Genomic DNA, 19,423 nt, shown 5'->3' with positions numbered 1-19,423 from the left:
AATACAAGCAAAATGATTGGGGTTGGTGGCTCTCGTCGGGGAAAATTTGGCTTTGCACTGCATGGGGTAGCAGTTATGGTCGCGCAGCGACAACAAACATGACGAATAAAGCCGCTATGGGAGACATCAACGCAATCGATTCCGTCGGTATGTTGACGGCGTTGATCAGCCACCTGTGTTTGCCGTCTGGAGCATATGATCCAGACGAAGGACGATTGCTCGTAAATTCAGCATGGCGCGAAGCCTATGACGAGAGTGTACAGGTCGGCGCATGGGTTTCTCCGGACGCAGTTGAAGGCCTTTCAAAACCGCTGGCCGAACTTTCGGGGCGGCTTCTTGATATTGGCGGCTACCATTATATCGAATGCGGGTTCCGGGACTCTGCATGTGTGTTGTTCGGCTGGAAGCTGAGCATCGGTCGGCGCACCTATATCCGCTTTACAACCATTGAAGCCACCGTTTCATCGGGCATCGGATCGCTGATTTCACCGCAACCGGTTTTGCTGGTGGAAACCAACGGTCGTCTGCGCAGCACCAATTGCGCAGCAGAGCAGCTTGCCCTTGAAATGGGCATGGCATCGCCGCTTGATCTGATGCATCCAGGCGACCAGCGCCCGCTGGTCAGTGACGAAGGTCCGCAATTTGACACCGACAGCCCGCGCACCGTCCATTACGGGCAGCGGTTCTTCCAGTGGCAGTATATCACGCTGGAAAATTCGGGTTGTCTGGTGCTGTTTGGTCAGGAACGCACGCGCGAGGAAAGCTATCGCCGTGCGCTTGAACACGCGGTGCACGGTATTATCGAGCTGAATGCCGAAGGCACGATCACGAATGTGAACGAAGAAACCGCGTCACTGTTCAATTATGATTCCGTGCGCGAAGTAACCCAGGCCTATTTTCGCCATCCCGAAACCTTTTATGCCAGCGACAGCGACCGCATTCAGCTGCGTCGCGATCTTGCATCCGGCAAGGGTGTTCAGGCCCGCGATATTGAAATGCGCCGGGCCGATGGCAGCCAGATCTGGGTGCGGGTGAATGCCACCGAAATTCGTGGCGAAGGCGGTATGCTGCTAGGCTATAGCGTTACCATCACCGATATTACCAAGAACCGTCAGGCGGAATATGACCTGCGCCGGCGTCAGGAACGCTATCGCGCCTTGGTTCAGACGGCGGGTAGCGTCATCCTGTTCCTCGATGCCGAGGGGCGCATTCTGGAATATAACCGCGAATGCGAATGGACGTTCGGCTATTCCTGGATGGAGGCCGCGGGCCAGAATTTCTTTGACTTTTTGCTGGTTGAAGAGGACCGCGCGCGTGTTCGGACGGCAGTGCGCCGGTTGCTGTCGGGCGAAATCATCAAGGATGAGGTCCTGTCATTCAAGCGCCGCGACGGTGAAACCCGCCTGTTGCAGTGGAATGCGCGCGCGCATTTCGGCGAAGATGGCGATGTTGCCGGTGTGATCTGTATCGGTCAGGACGTGACAGAAAAACTGTCGGTCGAACGCGCACTCCGCCATGCCGAGGAAAAATTCCGCGGTATTTTCGAAAACTCGGCAGAAGGCCTGTTTCAAAGCATTCCGCTTGGCCCGATCCTGTCGGCCAACCCGGCCTTTGCGTCCATTCTGGGCTATGACGCGGTCGAAAGTCTGATTGCCAAGGAGCATGACTGGGCGTTTCATTATCTGAACCCGGTCAATCGTTTGCGGTTTATTGGCCGATTGCTGCGTGACGGGATTGTGCAGGGCTTTGAAACCGAGATGCGCCGCGAAGACGGCAAGATCATCTGGGTCGAGGAAAATGCCCGTCTTGTCCGCGATGAGAAGGGCCGTCCGACCCTGATTGACGGATCGATCACTGATATTACCGATCGCAAACGCAGCGAAGCGCGCATTCAGTTCCTTGCCCATCATGATGGGCTGACCGGGCTTCCGAACCGGACCCTGTTCCAGGAACGGCTGGCGGCGGCCGTTGCGCGCAGCAAACGCGAACGCTGCCACTTTGTCCTGATGATGTTTGATCTTGATAACTTCAAGGACATCAACGACACGCTTGGGCATCCGATTGGCGATCTGCTTTTGCAGGGGGTTGGCGAACGCATGCGGGTTTGCCTGCGCAACGAGGATGTGGTCGCGCGTCTTGGCGGTGATGAATTCGCGGTTCTGATCCACGAGCCGGGCTCGGTCGAGGAAGTGACCTTTGTCGCCCAGCGCCTGATCGAACGCATTTCCGAACGTTTCATGCTGGATGGCAATGAAGTGCAGGCCTCGACCTCGGTCGGGATTTGCATGTATCCGCAGGATGGTCGCGATGAAAAGGACCTGCTGCGTAATGCGGACTTGGCGCTTTATTGTTCCAAGGCAGAGGGACGCAATCGCTATCACTTCTTTGAACCGAAACTTCAGGTCGAGGTTCAGGAACGCAAGGCGATGGAACGCGATCTGAGCCACGCGATTGAAAATGACGAGCTGGAGCTGTTCTATCAGCCGATCATTGATATCGTCGGTCATCGTATCATCGGCATGGAAGCACTGGTCCGCTGGTTCAGCCCGTCACGTGGGCAGGTTAGCCCGGTTGACTTTATCCCGGTGGCCGAACGGATGGGCATCATTGCCGATATCGGCAAATGGGTGCTGAAACGTGCCTGTGAACAGACCAAGGCATGGCGCGATGCGGGCTATGGCCAATTGACCATATCGGTCAATCTTTCGCCGCTTGAACTGGCCCGCCACGAAGACCTGATTGAGAGTGTCGGTGAAGTGCTTTCGCGCACTCAACTTGATCCCCATCAGTTGCAGTTCGAGGTGACCGAAGGGGCGGTGATGGACAATCCGCGCGAAGCAGCGATCACGCTTGGTATCCTGCGAAATCAGGGCATTCGTATCGCGATTGATGATTTCGGCACCGGCTATTCGTCGCTGGCCTATCTCAAACGCTTCCCGGTGGACAAGATCAAGATCGACCGGTCCTTCATCATTGATATCGACAGTTCCGATGGCAATGCTGCGATTGTGCGCGCCGTTGTGTTCCTGGCGCGGTCCTTTGGCATGGCGGTCAATGTCGAAGGCATTGAAACCGAAATCCAGCTTGAACATATCGCGTCCGAAGGTGTCGATGAAGTTCAGGGCTTCTATTTCAGCAAGCCGATCAGTGCCAGCGATATGGAAAGCCTGCTTAAGGCCAACCTGACCTCGCCCGCCCGTTTCCCGGTTGCCCAGCCTGGTTCATAATCAGCATTAGTGTTAGTCCAAAAGAAAACGCACCGGAACGGCATCCCGGTGCGTTTGTTGGTTTGGCGTATTACAGGTTTCTTATGCCGCGGACTGTTGTTGCGGGTCGCCGGCGACCTTGCACAGCTTGTCGCGATCAATTCGCATGGTCGATGGCATGCGCGGGTTTCGGGTGATAGCGCCCTCACGCCTCAGATTGGCGATCATGCGACTGGCGGTTTCGGTCGTGGTCGCAACGATATTGCCAAGCTTTTCACGGTTGGGCAGGGATACCAGATCATTGTGGGCAGACCACAACAGGAACCGGCAAATTCGGCGCATGGCCGAACCGGTGCCAAAACTGATCTTAAGCTGCTGACCATCCATGACCTCGCTTGCCAGAAGCGATGTCACAGCCGATTGCGTGCGGGCGTCATTTTGCTGGGCAAGACGGATCCGCTGGATCGGGATGCGTTTGATTACCGAGGGTGCAATGGTTTCAATCACCAGCGACGGGTCGGTCACCGCCAGCATTTCAAGGCCGATCGGATCGCCGGGGCGATAAACCCGGCAGACCTGTCTCTCCCCTTGTTCGGTGTATTTGCAGCGCAGCGCCAGTCCGGACTGCACAATGTAAACATAAGTGTGGTCCTGGCTATGATGTCCGATGCTGGCATCGGATGGCAAAGTCAAAACGGCGGGTTCGGCAAGTTTTTCCAATACAAGCAAGGCGTCGTCTTTGTTCATGGGGTTCTCCCATTGGCAAACTTACAGATACGCGGCAATGCCGTCGCGTATCGACACCAGTCTGTGAACCGGGATGTCCCGGAAGTTGCCGGTTTTACCGGCTGGCATGGGATAATGATCGGATAGAACCACGTCCGTCAGATACAGTTGTGGCGTAAAATAGCCATCAAGGACCTGAGAGACAGTGCTTGGAAATCCGGTCAGATGGCGACCGGCGGTGCGCGCGGGGATGCGGCAATCGGGCAGAAATCGTGCAGACGTGCCGTAATGTGAAGGGCGGTGACCTGATTAGACAGCCGGATCCGATGGATCAGCGGCAATTCAGGTTCTACAGGCATGCCGACCACATGGTTGCCAAGGCCACAGCTTGCGCACTGAAAACCATCAAAGGCGTCGGAACTATGCGGATTGGCAGTGCGATCTGCGGCAAGGTCGGCAGGAACCGAAATGGTTTTGATGCCATTTGCGGTACAGATAATCAGCGGGACATAGGTCTGGGAAACTTCCGTGTTCGAAGTCGGCACGGTTTCAAGGGCGACAGGCGCGTGCATGAACCCGAAAAACAGCGCGTTGACCAGCAACAGCCACGCCACACAAAGTGACAGGGTGCGTCGTGCAACCAAGCTGTTGAGCGGTGTGAAATACACGGGTTTCCATCCAGATTGGATAAGGTCTGGAATTTGATAGACCCTTGAAACCCCCATGTCAAAGCATCGAATTGTGAACGAGTTATCAGTTTTTCTTTATAATCGTTCTGATGTGCCGGGCCAGGCCCGGCACACCCTTGGTTACGCTGTTGCCCTGCGGCCCGATCTTGCCATGGAAAAGCGCAACATAACCACACCGGTTATCGCGACCGCGCCGCCGATCAGGGTCAGGATATCGGGGGTAATGCCGTTTAGAGTCCATGCCAGCGCCCGGCTGTGCGTGCGGTGGCAGAACGCCTGATCACGGCGGCGAAGGCTTGCGGCTAAGATCAGCCCCTTGGGAACTTGTCCTATTCGACAGGCGTTAGATGGGCTATAATTTGCAGCAATTTCAGGTTGATATTGCCGCGATCCACAGCAGTCAGGAGCACCCTACCATGACCTTGATCGTTAATGACGGAACGCCGGAAATGCGTGGCCTTTTGGAAAAGGGGCGCAAACGGCTGCGCAACGTCGGCGTGGTGATGCTGATCCTGGGCGTGCTGGCGGTGGCCTTTCCTTTTGTCACGACAATTGCCTTTAAAACCGTGATTGGCTGGCTGTTCCTGTTTGGGGCACTGGGCCATTTTTACGGGGCCTGGAATGCCGATACCCCGACACGGCGCAGCCTTGATGTTGTTCAGGGGATTGTCTTTGCCCTGATTGGTGGCTGGCTGGCCTTCATGCCAGAGGGCGGCATCGTGACATTGACCGTGTTGCTGGCGATTGCCTTTTTGCTGCACGGGATTTTTGAAACCCTGATGGCGTTGTGGCTCAAACAGTTTCCCGGTTGGAAATGGATGCTGGTTTCTGGCGGGATATCGGTTCTGGCCGGTGTCCTGATCTTTGCCGAACTGCCAAGCTCGGCCACGTGGGCGATTGGTTTGTTGATTGGCATCAATCTGTTGTCGTCGGGTTTCAGTTATCTGATGGTATCGATGGCGATGGGCAAGGTTTCGCAGGCCTGAAAACCATAAACATATAAGGGGTAAGGCATGGCAAACACGCCACCAGTTGGTGTTCTTGAACGGTGTGATGATGCCTTGTCCGCCCCGGCCCTTAACCGCGCCATTCTGATCATTACCCTGCTTGCCATGGCGGGGCATTTTATCCTGATGTTTCCTGGGGTGTTTGGTCTGCAAGACATCATGCTGGACCAACGCACCGCAGACCTGCCGCTTTTGGTTTTGTTCGTGACCGGTGGCATCCCCATTTTGGCGCAGCTTGCAATCAAGCTTTTGCGGCGTGAAATGGGCGCTGATTTTCTGGCCGCCATTGCCTTTGTTACCGGTGTGGTGTTGACGGAATATCTTGCCGCCAGCCTGATCATCTTGATGCTGACCGGCGGGCAGGTTCTTGAAGGCTTTGCCATGCGCAAGGCGTCCTCGGCCCTGAATGCCCTGGCCAAGCGCATGCCAAGTGTCGCGCATCGCAAATCCCCCGATGGCGAGATTTCCGACATTGCGATTGATGAGATCGACATTGGCGATCTGATCGCGGTCTTCCCGCATGAAACCGCGCCCGCCGATGGCATTGTGGTTGATGGGCATGGCAGCATGGATGAAAGCTACCTGACCGGGGAGCCCTATGTCGTTGCCAAGGCACCGGGCACCAATGTGCTGTCGGGCGCGATCAATGGCGAGGCGGTCCTGATCATCCGGGCGGAAAAGCGCGCGCGGGATTCCCGTTATGCCCAGATCATGGATGTCATGGCCGAGGCTGAACAAAAACGCCCGCGCATTCGCCGTCTTGGTGACCAGATCGGCGCGTGGTTCGCCCCGGCGGCCCTGTTGTTTGCGATATTGGTCGGGTATCTGAGTGACGACTCATCGCGCTTTCTGGCGGTGCTGGTGGTGGCGACACCCTGTCCGCTTTTGATTGCCATTCCGATCACGGTGATGAGTGCGATTTCAATTGCCGCCCGACGCGGCATCGTCATCCGGGATCCCACGGTGCTGGAACGCTTGCCAACCTGCCAAACGGCGATTTTCGATAAGACCGGCACGCTGACTTATGGCCGACCGGAACTGGTGGAAGTTTTGGCCGGGCCCAGCATGGATGGCAACCTTGTCTTGCGGTTGGCCGCCAGCCTTGAGCGTTATTCCAAGCATCCGCTGGCCTCGGCGGTTTTGAACGCCGCACGGGATCGCAAACTGCCGCTTGATGAGGTTAATCATGCCTCGGAAAAACCGGGGCAGGGCTTAAACGGGCAGGTCGATGGCCATGAAGTTGCGGTGACCCACCGCAACAAGCTGATGAAATCCGACCCCGAGATCGCCGGGCTCCTGCCCGATACCGCCGCCGGGCTTGAATGCGTGGTGCTGGTCGATGGCAAATATGGCGCGACCTTCCGCTTCCGCGATACCCCGCGCGCAGAGGGCGAAAGCTTTGTCGGCCATCTGGGCGATATCCATCATTTCAAAAAGGTGATGTTGCTGTCAGGCGACCGCGAAAGCGAGGTCAGCTACCTTTCCGAATTGCTGGGTATTTCCGAAAGCCTGGCATCGCAAAGCCCGGAACAGAAAGTCGCGATCGTCCGCGCAGAAACCGCCAAGGCCCCGACATTGTTCATGGGCGATGGCATCAACGACGCCCCGGCACTGGCGGTTGCCACCGTTGGTATCGCTTTTGGCAAGGAAAGTGCGGTCACGGCGGATGCCGCCGGTGCGGTGATCCCCGAGGCGTCGTTGGTGACAGTCGACGAGCTCCTGCACATCAGCATGGCGATGCGCCGCATCCTTTTGCAAAGCGTGATTGGCGGCATGGTGCTTTCCATCGTCGCCATGGGCTTTGCCGCGGCCGGCTATATCACGCCAGTTGCAGGTGCGCTTTTGCAGGAAGGCATTGATATCATCGCCATCCTCAATGCCCTTCGACTGGCGATCCGGCATAATATTGATGCGGATATCGTCGAGGACTAGAACGTTGGAAAGTCGCGGCCCGAACGTAATCCGGACCGCGACGAGATAGCAGGGGTTACGCCGTGCGCAATTTGCGTTGCGGGCGGGCGACCAGAAGGTAATCCAGAAGCCAGATGACGATCATCGATGCACCAACGGTCGGATAGATGATGCCGCCAATGGCAAGGATGGCGGTGACCATTTTGAGCTTGCTTGTGTCGCGCGGCATCGGCGGGACGCCAAGGGCACCGGCTGGGCGGCGTTTCCACCACATCACGCCAGCCGAGACCGACATGAAAATGATCAGGGCACAGATCACCAACAGCATGATCTGATTGGCGATGCCAAATTCCTGACCCATGTGAACATTGATGCCAAATTCCATGATCGTGCCAAACGGCCCGTAATCGGCAATGCCCATATCGATCAGGGGCCTTCCGGAATACTGATCAAGGTGAATGACCCGTTGCAGCGACAGGTCATCGGGATAGATCGACGCCGAATAAACCCCGGTCTCAGTGCGCGGCAGGGCAACCGCGTAGCCCGGTGTCAGACCCATATCGTTAAAGGTTGCGATGGCCTGATCAATCCCGATGGGGTTCGGCGTTGTCACCGGATTGGCTCCACCATCCACCGATTGCGGCAGCGGGATGTTTTCATTGGTCCAACTAACGTCGCCAAAGGCATCGATCATCGGAATGGTCGAAAGCGGCACCTCAACCCGAACGCCGGACGGATATCCGTTGGGCGTGCCATTGGCAAACTGGTTGGCATACTTGCCCCAGAACACCGACCAGAACATGCCGGTGCCCGCCATGAAGATAATGAAAACACCAATGAAGATGCCGGTGACTGCGTGGGCATCGCGCCACCAGATGCGGCGTTTGGGTGTTTCGCGCAGGCTGACAATTCCGTCTTTCTGACTGCCGCGCGGCCACCACAAATACATCCCGGTCAAAACCAGAAGGATCGCCCAGCCCGATGCAATTTCAATGATGTAATTCGGAATGGTGCCAAACTCGGCAAGGCTGTGAATACGCCGGACCACCCACATGATGGTAGTTCGATCTGGCATATGGCCCAGAACGTCACCGGTATAAGGATTGACGTAAACCGCCTCGCGCCCGCCGGCCTCAGTGGCGATGACGATTTCACTGCTGCGATCCGGACTTGCCGGGGGCATGACTTTGGCGGCAACGCCCGGAACCGCAAGGAGGGCGGCGTCAATCTGTTGGCTTATCGGAAGGGGTGTCTTGCCCGATGCCTCAACGAATTTAAGGTCGGCGTGATACCAGTCATCGATTTCATCGCGATAGATGTAAGCCGCCCCTGTGATCGCCATCAGGATCATGAAGGGCAGGATCAGAATGCCCGCATAAAAATGCCAGCGCCAGACAGCGCGATACAGGCTTGTATTGCCCTGTGATGCCGGGGTTTTGGAAGTTTCAGTCATGTTTCTTGTCCATGCATGTGCGCAAGGCGTGCGACGGTGTGTCGACACGTCAAGGGCACAGAAAATTTTGGGGAAAAGCAGACCTGAACACGCAATTATCCTGTCATGGAACTTGCGGGTTTTCAGGCGTGCTAAGGCAAATGGTCAAGAAACAGCAGGTGGCGCGCGCGGCGATGGCGCAAGCGCACAGAAAACATGCTTGCGCGCGGTAATGTGAAGGGCAGCAACTGCGTTGCTTAGTTCGATTGCTTCAAGTTTGGGGAGCTCTGGCGTAACCGGCATGCCAAAGGCATAATTGCCCAAACCGCACAGCGCACATTCAAAGCCATCCGGCGCGTCTGCGTTCTGGCCCGGTTCATCGGGCAACCCATCGGCGCGGACCAGAACGGTTTTGAAAGTGGATCCGGTGCAAATGACAATCGGAATGCGCACCACCCCATCCATCACAGAGGCCAGCGATGCCCCGTTGGCCTTTGCCATGGGAATATGCATGAAGCCGAACATGATGGTATTGGCGAGGAACACCACAGCCACCAGTGCCGAAAGGCCCTGTCTGAACATCAGACTGATCTGGTGTTTGCGTTGCACGTGTTGCGATCCATCAAGCTTTGTTTGGATCGTGTTTAGGCGCTTAGCCGGGATGTGTCAAAGGCTTCCAGTTTTGGGAAGGTCAGATTGCTCAGCGGCGCGCGTGATTTCGGCAATCGCATTGGTGATGCCGTCTTCATTGGCGATCTTGCTTGCGAGGCGTTCGGCGTTGTTGCGATAGGACGGCGTTTCAAGGACCGTTTTGATTTGCCGGGCCAGCATCGCGGCATCAAGTTTCGCGGGCTTGATCGGGCGTGGCGCAACGCCAAGCCTGTGTAGGCGCTTTGCCCAGAAAGGTTGATCACCGAAAAACGGGATGATGATGGATGGTCGACCGGCGCGCAGGGCTGCCGCACAGGTACCAGCCCCGCCATGGTGAATGACGATATCGACTTTCGGGAACAGCCAGTCATGCGGAACTTCGCGCACCGCAAGGATGTTGGCGGGCCAGTTAATGTTATCCATGCCGCCCCAGCCGGTTGCAACGATAGCGCTCACACCGGCCTGCGATACCGCCTCGGCAATCATTTCGGCCATCGCCGTCGGATCATTGCCGGGCATTGATCCGAAACCGATATAGATCAGGTTCTTTTGGCTTTCGACAAAGTTTTGTAATGCCGGATCGGGTGGGTTTGTTTGGGCGGCTCCGTCCAAAAACCAGTATCCGGAGACAGTTGCATTTGTCGGCCAGTCTTTGGGGCGACTGATCACAGCATTGCTAAAGGCGTGAATGATGCGAAGCGTTCCGGACTGGCAGGACTTCATAATGTCCAAAGACTTGGCATTGATCCCGTTTTGACGTCTTGCTGCCCACCGACAAACCTGTCGGCGCAGCGTTGCGTTCAAAACCCGGTAGACAAGCTTGCCGGTCACGCGGTTATACCAGCGACCTGAGGCTCCACGCAGACCAAGATCGGGAACTCCCACATGCGGATAATCACCGGTCGGGAGGAAGGACGGGATCAGTTGCGCCATCACAACCGGGATGCCGAAATGCCTGCCAATCGGCAGTGCGCCAAAGGCTTTCGGATGGAACACAATGACGTCGGGCTTGGCCTGATCAATGGCGCGGAATATATCATCAAACAGCGTGTTCTGAAGACCGCGCGCCTTTTTGCCGATGGACAATAATGATCTCAGCTTTTGAAAGGTCGATGCCTTCGGATCAGACGCACGGGCAAATTGCGGATCATCCATAAGCGCAATCATCGCATCGGTCAGGGGGGTGAATTCAAGGTCATGATCGGTGATAAAACCGGCAAAGCGTTCCGGGGCGGCGAGCGTTACCCGGTGCCCCTTTTGGATCAGTCCATGGCCAAGCGCGACAAAGGGCTGCACATCACCGCGCGTTCCATAGGTCATCAGCATGACATGCATGATGCGTCCTTTCCGCCGTCACAATTGAGGCCAAAGAAACCGATTAACCTTCTTCGCTATCCCGATCCTTGCCAAGGAAGTTTCGCGTTTGTTCAATCGCCTCGCGCAGGCCAACACGCTGGACCTCGACATCATCAGGGAAGGCACCCAGAAGCCGCGATGGCATGCGGTTATCAAGCAGGACAAACACACCGCGATCTTCGGCACGCCGGACAAGTCGGCCAAAGGCCTGTTTCATGCGCAACCTTGTCAGCATGTCGTCATAGCGGGCACCATGGAAGGCTGACTTGCGTGCACGGTGCAGAATGTCGGGCCGGGGCCATGGCACGCGGTCAAAGACGATCAGGCGCAAACTATCGCCCGGTACATCCACCCCGTCACGTACCGCATCGGTGCCGAGCAAGCAGGCATCGCGCTCCACCCGGAAAATGTCAATCAGGGTCGAGACATCCATGCCATCAATATGCTGGGCCAGAAGTTGCAGGCCCGCTTCGTCCATGGGGCCGGTCAGGCGCTCATACACCGCCCGCAGCCGGTTGATCGCGGTAAACAGGCCGAGCGCACCGCCGCCAGATGCCAAAAACAGCTCGCGATAGGCCGCGGCAACATGGTCCGGGTTATCCCGGCCAAGGTCATTGACGATGAAAACGCGGGTTTGTTCGCGGTAGTTATACGGGCTTTTCATTGCCGCCCGGATGGCCGGAAGCGGCATGTGCGCGGCCCCCGTACGATCCTCGGCCACGGCCCAGTCGAATTCTTCGTCGCCCGTGCCATCCCGAAGGGTCGCGGACGTCACCACCATGCCGTGCGCGGTAGGCGCAAGCGATGTCGTCAGCGGGATGGTTGGATCAAGGTAATGACGATGCATGCCGACATCAAAATCCCGGCCAAACTGGCGTTCAATTGCAAACCAGTCGACAAAGGTTTTGGGTGTTTCCTCAACCAGCGATGCCAGCATTTCACGCCATGCACCGACCTGCATGATCGCGCGGCGTTCAAGCGAGCGGATGGCGGCATCAAGGCGCTGACGTTCAGCGCTGTCGAGCTCATCGGCCTTTTCATCGAGCATATGGGCAATGATCTTGATCAGCGATTTGGCCGGTTTTTCCATGGCCTCCAGCGCGCGATCTAGATCCGCTGCACTGGCAAGAACTTCGTTGAGTGCTGGTTTGCAATCGGTCTCGATTGAATAGCCACGATCCCCCTCGGCGGAACGTGCCATCACCTGTGCCCGGACATGGGCCAAAAAGACCTCTGCCGGGCCCTTGGCATGTTGTGAGCCGTCATGAATGCGCGATAGCCAACCCTGTTCGGGCAGGCATTGGGCGGCGACAATCACCGCATTGACCGCATCGCGCAGCTCGTCACGATCCAGAATAAGCGTTTCAAGCCGCTGTTTCAGGCCACGTGCACGCGATGATCCTTTTTGCTCTGCCCCCAGAAGCCAACGACGGAGTTCCTGCCCCTCCATCCCGGTCAGGTGCGACGAGAATGCCTTGTCGGCGGCATCAAAAAGATGATGGCCTTCGTCAAACACGTAACGTGTCGGCATGGAGGCATCATCAAGCCCACCGAGTGCCGCCTGCACCATGACAAGTGCATGGTTGGCCACCACGATCTCGGCCGAGCGGGCCCGGCGTACGGTCTTTTCGACAAAGCACTTTGAATAATGCGGGCAGGCGGCATAGATACATTCGCCGCGCTGATCGGCAAGCGCCCCGGTAAAACGGTTGCCCAGCAATTCGGTCAGCCAGGCCGGGAAATCACCCCCAACCATATCGCCATCACGGGTATGCGACGCCCAGCGGGCAATCAGGCCAAGTGGCGTTGCCTGATGCGGTTGTTGATTAAGCGGCCTTTGCGCTTCTTCGAAATTGAGCAGGCAGAAATAGTTTTCCCGACCCTTGCGCACGACGGCCTTTAATCGCTTGTCCTTGGGATCGTCATACAGGCGATCAAGTTCCTGATCGATCTGGCGTTGCAGGTTACGGGTATAGGTCGAAATCCAGACTGCACCGTCATTCTTCTGGGCCCACAATGACGCCGGGGCGACATAACCCAATGTCTTGCCCGTCCCCGTTCCGGCCTCGGCCAGAACGATATTGGGCGCGCCATCATGCAGGCGCGGACCAAAGGCCGAACACACCGATGACGCATAATCGGCTTGTTGCGGGCGTTCTTCGGCCCCTTCACCCAGAAGTTCCTTGAGGCGTTTACGGGCATCCTTTGGGTCAACCGGATAGTTGGCGGGTGGCGGTGGCGGGGCATGTTCGGCCCATTCGCCAAGCTTTTTCCAGACTTTAAGGCCCTCATACACCGCATAACGATGCGGGCCATCGCCATCGGCCCCAAGGGCGGCCAGAACCGACACACCCCACGGCCAGTGGCCGCGCGCCATCGGCCATGCAACCGACAGGGCCGGACCGCGTTTGTTGCGATGGAGGGTGGCGAGTTCCTGCAAAAGCCGTTTCATGGCTTCTGCCAGTGCCTCTGCCTGACCGATCAGGTCATCGGCCGGTTTCTGGCCTGTCGCCAATGCAATGCCGCGCGGGGTCGGTACGCAAAACTGTGCCGGGCGGACAAAGGCAAACAGCTCCAGCAGGTCATGGGCCGGAAACGGATCGGATTTCAGCCGCCTTGCACAGGCCGGAGTATGAACCAGGATGGGGCGTGATGACCGCGCACGCTTGGCGGCGGCCCCGTGCGGGAGTTCCTCGATCTCGCCATCGGGCGACAAAAACACGGCATGACGCAATCCGACGACCATGACTGGTGCGTTGGGCGGCATGAAACGCGGTTGGGACTCTTCGGAACGATCATCGAACATTTGGGGCACTATAAGCAGACAGTGACAGTGGCGCCACTGCGCATTTGAGGGCATCGAGCATTGTTGAGCTAGCCAAGAGTTAATCTACTGATCCACACGCTCGACACATCTTTCTATAGTGGTCTTTTGCAACGCTTTCGATAAATCCAATAGCTGCCTTGGCCGCCCCAATGGCATCCCGCAACGTCAAATCTGGCAACGTGCCAAAGCCTTCTATAGTCCCATGAGATTCAATTTGAATGAGTCTTTCAAGTGCCTTTAGATCAATTTTACCATTAACGGTTTCGTGGTGTTCCATCAATGCGGCAGCGAAGTTGGGCTGCCCTGGAGAGCAAAAATTGGTGAAAATGTCGAGTAGCTTCCGCGTGGCATTTGGAAGAAGATAAAGGTAATCCGTTTCGTCTTTTACTGCGGCGGTTCGGACCAACTGGAACAAGTAATGGTACTCACTTTGGTGCTTTACCATTAAAGGATGCATTTTTGTAAGTGCGGTGCTTCTTAGGGATCCGTCTGGTGAGCTCCGACAATCAAGTGAGAGTAGGGATATCGTATTAGGCTCACGATGTTCTAGGTTCTGAAACTCACGTTTCACCATATTCATGAATGAAGTGTTATGAGTCAGAAGGACTAACTGTGCACATTTTTTTGTTTGTCTAAATAGTAGGCTGAATGCATGCGTTCTTGCAGAGGTGTCTAGGCTTGAAACTGGGTCATCAATGATGAGAGTCAAGTCTTGAAGCTTTTTATCTTCAGCCTCGAGAGTGGTGAGAAAGAAGCAGAAAGCAATAGCGGTTTTTTCTCCCTCGCTAAGATGTAATGCTGGTTCTCCTCCTGCCCGAGAAATTTTGTAACCACCTGCTTCTTCCGCCGTCAGATATATGTTGTTGTGCCCTAAGTAAGAAAAGAGAAGAGCGTTAAGTCGTTCTGCAGCAACACCATGATCTTGCAACTCATTCCTTAAACTCTCGAACTGTCTGTCGAGCTTTTGAATGTCTTCTTCAGTTTTGGCGAGATTGGCTTTTTGTTCGGATAAATCTGAATGCAATTTATCCCAAGTAGCTTGATTGGCTGATAGGACATGACCTTCCAAGATTCCAAGGGCAGACTTTTGTTCCTTTTCAAAATCTTCTGATTTTTTGTTGTGAGATTTTGCTAAGTTTTCCAGAGTTGAAGCTTGGTTCCCGAAGTCGCTAATAATGTCTTTTATGTCTTCTCCAAGAGTTGGAGAGCTATGTCCTAGCGTGTTTAATGTAGAGTCGATTTTTTCTTTGAGTTTAAAAATTAGATATTTTACTGCTTCACCAGTTTTCTCTGTTTGGGTGCGCAGATTTTTATATCCCGTTTCGTATTCTGTTCGAAATTCGGCGGAGAGTTTCTCTGGGTTTGGGATGTTTCCGTAAAACAATGTTAGACGCTCTAAATGAGCTTCTCCTGCCACAGCAGCATTTTTTAGATCGTCTGCTACTTTCTTCCACGCATCTGTGAAAATTGTTTTTAGAAAGTCCCGCCGTTGTTTGGGGAAAAGGTTATCGCATAGTAAGCATTTTTCTAGTTCGTGGTCCTCATGGTAATCAAGGCCATGTTTCATCCAAGGCAAGGCGTCTTGATAGTCTGCAAGAGCATCAACAGCTAAGTCAGAGGAACTACGCTCTAAAAGACGCTGGCTTTCCTTTAACCAAGACTCTAATCCGCTAGGTAAGTTGAATGAAAAATCAATTATATCTAGAGGCTTTCTGCGACTGAGGATTTCCTGATTGTGGGATAAAGCTTCGTTGCTAATGGATAGATTTTTGCCAAAGCTACTTTTCGTATAGTGCCCTTGTATTTTGCGGGCATCGTAGCTTTGAGTGTAGATGCTTGTGGGGGTCATCTCACGGATTTCTCTGGCAACGCGAGTTTTGAATTCCCGTATGCTCTTTTCCGTGGCCTTTATTCCAGTGTTTAGAGAAGGAAGTGTCTTCTTATTTTGCTTAAGTTTCTCACTACATTCATCAAAGGCCTTCTTTGCGCCTGCCTCCTTCTCGCTGATGTACACAATCCCACTTGACGAACTCTCATCCCAATTAAAGCTGCGCTCAACAAAATCCGTGTTAAAAACAAGCAAATTGGGCCCCAAAGGAGGTTGCTCCAATGTCTCAGTAACGGTTTTGCCATCAGACAGTTGTATCTTGAATTTAGTCGTACTCGGGAGCTTTGGGGAAATCTGACCCAGTTCAAGTGAAGCGAGTATACGAGAGAGAGTTGTCTTACCGGTGCCATTAAAGCCGAATACAAGTGTTCGCGAGGCTAGATGAACATCTGCAGGGGCTGTATAGTCATGCCAAATGCCCGCATTCTTGACTTCGTTGATCTTTGCGATAGTCAATTGATGTCACCTTTTGATTGCTTTTGCGTTTATTCCAGCAACTATAACTATCGATCATCGAGATGAGTAGCAAAATCCAAGCACTAAGTCTTCGTCGGGCTGGGGTATTTGATGTTTGATGTTTTAACAAAGAGAGCTGTTCAGCATTTCTGGCGCGACGATGCGATGCCGTTTGTCGAATTGCGGCGTGTGGCGGACGGGCATGCTGTTTGTTACGAACGCCACAGCCACGATACCTTTTCCATTGGCACGGTGAAGGGCGGTCACAGCACCTATTGGAACCGGGGCAAAACCCATGAAACGCAGGCAGGCTCAGTGGTGATCCTCAATCCGGAGGATGTGCATGGCTGCAACCCAGTCAAGGGCGCGGACTGGGTTTATGACATGCTGTTTGTCGATCCGGACTGGCTGCTGGATTTGCAGATTGAGCTTGATGCCGATGCAGCCGGCAAGTTTGCGATGTTTTCCGACACGCTCAGCCACGATCCGCATCTGTATGACGGCTTGATTGATCTTGCCGATATGCTGGCCAACCCGGATGTCGATATTCTTGGCAAGGAAACGGCATTGGTGTCGTTTTTTGGTGATCTGCATGTGCAGCTTGACCGGCGCGGTGTGTTGGGGGGCGAAGAGATGCGTTCCAACGGTGCGGTCCATGATCGCAAGATGGCCCGGGTGGGCGAGTATATCCGCGCCCATTATGCCGAAAATATCAGTCTGGATGACTTGGCCGCACTGGTTGGCTATTCCCGGTCCTATCTGGTGCGGGCGTTTAAAAAGAGTTTTGGCATGACGCCTTATGCCTATCTGATCAATTGCCGGGTGCAGCGCGCACGCCATGCGCTCCGGCGTGGGGAAAAGATCGTTGATGTCGCGCTTGAAACCGGCTTTGCTGATCAGGCGCATTTCCAGCGGATTTTCAAACGTCTGATGGCGGCAACCCCACGGCAATATGCCCGGGCCCAGGCCGCCTGATTTGGGGCTGTGGATGCCCGCCGTCGCGGGCTTGACGAGGAAGGCTCAGTTATGTCGTCATTCCCGCGCAGGCGGGAATCCCTTGCCGCAAGTTGTGCAGGCGCATTTATCCCAAAACCAGATAGGCGGCACTGGCGATCAGCAACACCGCCATCGCCCGGTTGAACGCGCGGATGCGGGATGGTTCGCCGAGGAAACGTGACAGGAATGCGCCGGCATAGGCCCAGCACGCGACCGAGGCAAAGCAGATGACAAAGTAGATGGCGGTGAATTCCCAGATCAGGGTTGGCGCGCCGGACGCGGCATAGGCGCCCATCCCGGCGATGGAGGCCAACCATGCCTTTGGGTTGAGCCATTGCATGACGGCCCCGGTGATGGCTTTGGGACCGGATGCGGCATTGCCTTTGCCAAGTTCGCCGTTTGACGTTGCCAGTTTCCAGGCCATAAACAGCAAAAACGCCACCCCGGCCCACTGAATGACAGTGGTCAGTTGCGGGAAGGCTTCAAGCATTTCATGCAGACCCAGCCCGATCAAAAGCAGCAAAAGGCAAAAGCCCGCGGTTGCGCCAAAGACAAGGCGAAGGGACGGGCGAAAGCCGTATTGCACGCCAGAACTCAGCACCAGAATATTGACCGGTCCCGGTGTGATGGAGGCCGCCAAGGCAAAGGCGGCCATGGAAAGATACAGGCTGAGTGTGGCGCTAAAGCCGGACATCTTGGTGTTCCTCGCACGGTGTGTTTTTTGTTGTTGATCAACATGCGCTGTCTGGCGGCGGGTTTATTGAACAAAATTGACCTGCGCGAAGTTGATTTCGGCTTTGGGCATAAAAAAACGCAACCGGATGTGGAGCCGGTTGCGTTGCGTGCTGTCGATATCCGTGTTCCGGTTGGTGTGCCGGAACCGGTGTCAGATCAGCTTGTCGTCAGATCCATCAGAAGCGATGCACAGTGCTGAGCGATCTCGTTGTTGGGTTCGTCACTGCCCGGCATGGTTGCCCAGCCTTTTGCAATCACGAAATCGTCGCGCTTGTAAGAGCTTTCAGCCTTAAGGGCCGTTAGTTCCGCCGTCTGATTGTTGGGCGAAAGCATTTTGAACTGGGCGACACATACCGGTGCCATTGCCGAGATCGTTGCTTCCTTGCCGCTTGCATCGGCCATTTCCTGCGCAGTGCCTCCAGATACCACCGAGCCGGTGCTAAAACCGACAATGGTGATCAGTGCGGCGCCGATAATGCCGCCCCAAATTCCGGGCTTTGTCCATGCAGGGATTTCGATAGCCATAAATAAAATTCCTTTTAATCAGGCCGTGAAAAGTATTTTTCGCGGCTCTGTTAGATCAAAGGAAAACATTGATGATGTAATATTACAATTGATTTATTTTTAAATATTTAAATCAAAGGTGGATTTTCTGAAGGGGAGTGGTTTTATTTTTCGATATTTCGAAGAATTATTTAGTGCTTCAACCGGAAAACATGTTCGACAAACCAGTTGCCCCACCGGCAATCATGGCATAGCGCGCCGCCTTGCCAATGGTCACCAGAATGATGAAGGGCAGAAGGCGCACCCGCATGACCCCGGCAAACAGCGTGAGCGGATCACCAATAATCGGAAGCCATGAAAGCAGTAATGACCATAGCCCGTATTTGCCAAACCAGCGCGATGCACGATCCAGTGCCTCGGCGGAGACAGGGAACCAGCGCTTGTGCTTGAAATGCTCGGCATAAAGGCCAAGCCACCAGTTGATGAGCGACCCCAGAACATTCCCGGCCGTGGCAACCAGCACCAACAACCAAACCGTATGATCGCCAGACGCAATGAGCGCGGCCAACGCCGCCTCGGACGTGCCGGGCAGGATGGTGGCCGATGTCAGGGCGGAAAGGAAAAGGGCGAAAAGCACGTTTGAAAGCCAGTCAGATCAAGTCAGGCGTTATGATTTGGGGCTGAATTTACGGACATCAAGCGGCTGTGCAAGCACTTCATCTTTGCTCTCGGCAAAGGCCTTTAGATAGGGCATCTCGAAATGCCGGGCGAGGTCTTCTTCCGAGCGCCAGTTTTCATAGGCCAACCAGAGGGCAGGATCGTCATTGGACTGGTGCATGTCATAGCTGATGCAGCCTTCCTCGGCGCGCGATGGTTCAACCAATGCCAAAAGCCGTTTGCCAAGTTCTTCTTCCATGCCGGGTTTGGCGCGTGCGGTGGCAACAACGGTAAGCTGCTTGGACATTTCGGTTTCCTGTCATTTTGATTGTTTGGCATTTGGCTAGGCTCAGGACCTATTAATTTGGTTCGAATGGTTAAC

At 55.0% G+C, this 19,423-nt stretch carries 15 protein-coding genes; 4 read left to right on the top strand and 11 right to left on the bottom strand.

What is annotated here, in order from left to right; translation table 11 throughout:
• The first annotated feature begins 215 nt into the window (after window positions 1–215).
• Window positions 216–3,227, top strand: a complete 3,012-nt coding sequence (locus tag TH2_RS09770) for a sensor domain-containing protein (protein ID WP_238538682.1) — start codon at window positions 216–218, stop codon at window positions 3,225–3,227.
• Between the two features lie 81 nt (window positions 3,228–3,308).
• On the opposite strand, the gene TH2_RS09765 is transcribed toward TH2_RS09770, so the two are convergent.
• Entirely contained in the window at window positions 3,309–3,953 is a 645-nt protein-coding gene (locus TH2_RS09765; RefSeq protein WP_008890258.1) for a Crp/Fnr family transcriptional regulator, read from the bottom strand.
• Between the two features lie 200 nt (window positions 3,954–4,153).
• On the bottom strand, window positions 4,154–4,600 hold the full coding sequence (locus TH2_RS09760; protein ID WP_008890257.1) for a DUF2946 family protein: 447 nt from the start codon (window positions 4,598–4,600) through the stop codon (window positions 4,154–4,156).
• A gap of 437 nt (window positions 4,601–5,037) precedes the next feature.
• Here TH2_RS09760 and TH2_RS09750 point away from each other — a divergent pair, with 437 nt between their 5' ends.
• A complete protein-coding gene (locus tag TH2_RS09750; protein ID WP_040823471.1) occupies window positions 5,038–5,607 on the top strand; it encodes an HdeD family acid-resistance protein in 570 nt (189 codons plus the stop codon).
• 27 nt (window positions 5,608–5,634) lie between these two features.
• The gene (locus TH2_RS09745) at window positions 5,635–7,560 is read left to right on the top strand and encodes a heavy metal translocating P-type ATPase (protein WP_008890255.1); all 1,926 of its coding nucleotides are present in this window, start codon (window positions 5,635–5,637) and stop codon (window positions 7,558–7,560) included.
• Window positions 7,561–7,615: 55 nt separating this feature from the next.
• On the opposite strand, the gene TH2_RS09740 is transcribed toward TH2_RS09745, so the two are convergent.
• The 5 genes from TH2_RS09740 to TH2_RS09720 all read right to left on the bottom strand — a co-directional run bounded on the left by TH2_RS09740 (window position 7,616) and on the right by TH2_RS09720 (window position 16,149).
• Window positions 7,616–8,992 (bottom strand): PepSY-associated TM helix domain-containing protein, encoded by a 1,377-nt coding sequence (locus TH2_RS09740; protein ID WP_008890254.1) that lies wholly within the window; start codon window positions 8,990–8,992, stop codon window positions 7,616–7,618.
• Window positions 8,993–9,136: 144 nt separating this feature from the next.
• Window positions 9,137–9,580 (bottom strand): DUF2946 domain-containing protein, encoded by a 444-nt coding sequence (locus TH2_RS09735; protein ID WP_008890253.1) that lies wholly within the window; start codon window positions 9,578–9,580, stop codon window positions 9,137–9,139.
• A 57-nt stretch (window positions 9,581–9,637) separates the two neighbouring features.
• Window positions 9,638–10,957, bottom strand: a complete 1,320-nt coding sequence (locus tag TH2_RS09730; RefSeq protein WP_008890252.1) for a glycosyltransferase — start codon at window positions 10,955–10,957, stop codon at window positions 9,638–9,640.
• A 43-nt stretch (window positions 10,958–11,000) separates the two neighbouring features.
• Window positions 11,001–13,784, bottom strand: a complete 2,784-nt coding sequence (locus TH2_RS09725) for an ATP-dependent DNA helicase (protein WP_008890251.1) — start codon at window positions 13,782–13,784, stop codon at window positions 11,001–11,003.
• A 79-nt stretch (window positions 13,785–13,863) separates the two neighbouring features.
• Window positions 13,864–16,149: an AAA family ATPase gene (locus tag TH2_RS09720; protein ID WP_008890250.1), complete on the bottom strand. Its 2,286-nt coding sequence runs from the start codon at window positions 16,147–16,149 to the stop codon at window positions 13,864–13,866.
• A gap of 111 nt (window positions 16,150–16,260) precedes the next feature.
• Here TH2_RS09720 and TH2_RS09715 point away from each other — a divergent pair, with 111 nt between their 5' ends.
• A complete protein-coding gene (locus TH2_RS09715) occupies window positions 16,261–17,124 on the top strand; it encodes an AraC family transcriptional regulator (protein ID WP_008890249.1) in 864 nt (287 codons plus the stop codon).
• A 106-nt stretch (window positions 17,125–17,230) separates the two neighbouring features.
• On the opposite strand, the gene TH2_RS09710 is transcribed toward TH2_RS09715, so the two are convergent.
• The 4 genes from TH2_RS09710 to TH2_RS09690 form a co-directional block, all read right to left on the bottom strand.
• A complete protein-coding gene (locus tag TH2_RS09710) occupies window positions 17,231–17,839 on the bottom strand; it encodes a LysE family translocator (protein ID WP_008890248.1) in 609 nt (202 codons plus the stop codon).
• A gap of 197 nt (window positions 17,840–18,036) precedes the next feature.
• Window positions 18,037–18,405, bottom strand: coding sequence for a hypothetical protein (locus TH2_RS09700; RefSeq protein WP_008890246.1), 369 nt, complete (start codon window positions 18,403–18,405; stop codon window positions 18,037–18,039).
• A 178-nt stretch (window positions 18,406–18,583) separates the two neighbouring features.
• Window positions 18,584–19,021, bottom strand: coding sequence for a YqaA family protein (locus tag TH2_RS09695; RefSeq protein ID WP_008890245.1), 438 nt, complete (start codon window positions 19,019–19,021; stop codon window positions 18,584–18,586).
• 30 nt (window positions 19,022–19,051) lie between these two features.
• Window positions 19,052–19,348, bottom strand: a complete 297-nt coding sequence (locus TH2_RS09690; RefSeq protein ID WP_008890244.1) for a putative quinol monooxygenase — start codon at window positions 19,346–19,348, stop codon at window positions 19,052–19,054.
• Window positions 19,349–19,423 lie beyond the last annotated feature (75 nt).

The organism is Thalassospira profundimaris WP0211 (assembly GCF_000300275.1).
In the GTDB taxonomy this organism is placed as follows: domain Bacteria; phylum Pseudomonadota; class Alphaproteobacteria; order Rhodospirillales; family Thalassospiraceae; genus Thalassospira; species Thalassospira profundimaris.
The sequence above is the reverse complement of the archived record's forward strand: the minus strand, read 5'-3'. Positions and strand labels throughout refer to the sequence as shown.

What these genes read in the sequence shown, in the direction of transcription:
- TH2_RS09765 (WP_008890258.1), bottom strand. Translation starts at nt 3,953, where the DNA reads ATGAACAAAGACGACGCCTTGCTTGTATTGGAAAAACTTGCCGAACCC.
- TH2_RS09750 (WP_040823471.1), top strand. Translation starts at nt 5,038, where the DNA reads ATGACCTTGATCGTTAATGACGGAACGCCGGAAATGCGTGGCCTTTTG.
- TH2_RS09745 (WP_008890255.1), top strand. Translation starts at nt 5,635, where the DNA reads ATGGCAAACACGCCACCAGTTGGTGTTCTTGAACGGTGTGATGATGCC.
- TH2_RS09740 (WP_008890254.1), bottom strand. Translation starts at nt 8,992, where the DNA reads ATGACTGAAACTTCCAAAACCCCGGCATCACAGGGCAATACAAGCCTG.
- TH2_RS09730 (WP_008890252.1), bottom strand. Translation starts at nt 10,957, where the DNA reads ATGCATGTCATGCTGATGACCTATGGAACGCGCGGTGATGTGCAGCCC.
- TH2_RS09725 (WP_008890251.1), bottom strand. Translation starts at nt 13,784, where the DNA reads ATGTTCGATGATCGTTCCGAAGAGTCCCAACCGCGTTTCATGCCGCCC.
- TH2_RS09715 (WP_008890249.1), top strand. Translation starts at nt 16,261, where the DNA reads ATGTTTGATGTTTTAACAAAGAGAGCTGTTCAGCATTTCTGGCGCGAC.
- TH2_RS09710 (WP_008890248.1), bottom strand. Translation starts at nt 17,839, where the DNA reads ATGTCCGGCTTTAGCGCCACACTCAGCCTGTATCTTTCCATGGCCGCC.
- TH2_RS09700 (WP_008890246.1), bottom strand. Translation starts at nt 18,405, where the DNA reads ATGGCTATCGAAATCCCTGCATGGACAAAGCCCGGAATTTGGGGCGGC.
- TH2_RS09690 (WP_008890244.1), bottom strand. Translation starts at nt 19,348, where the DNA reads ATGTCCAAGCAGCTTACCGTTGTTGCCACCGCACGCGCCAAACCCGGC.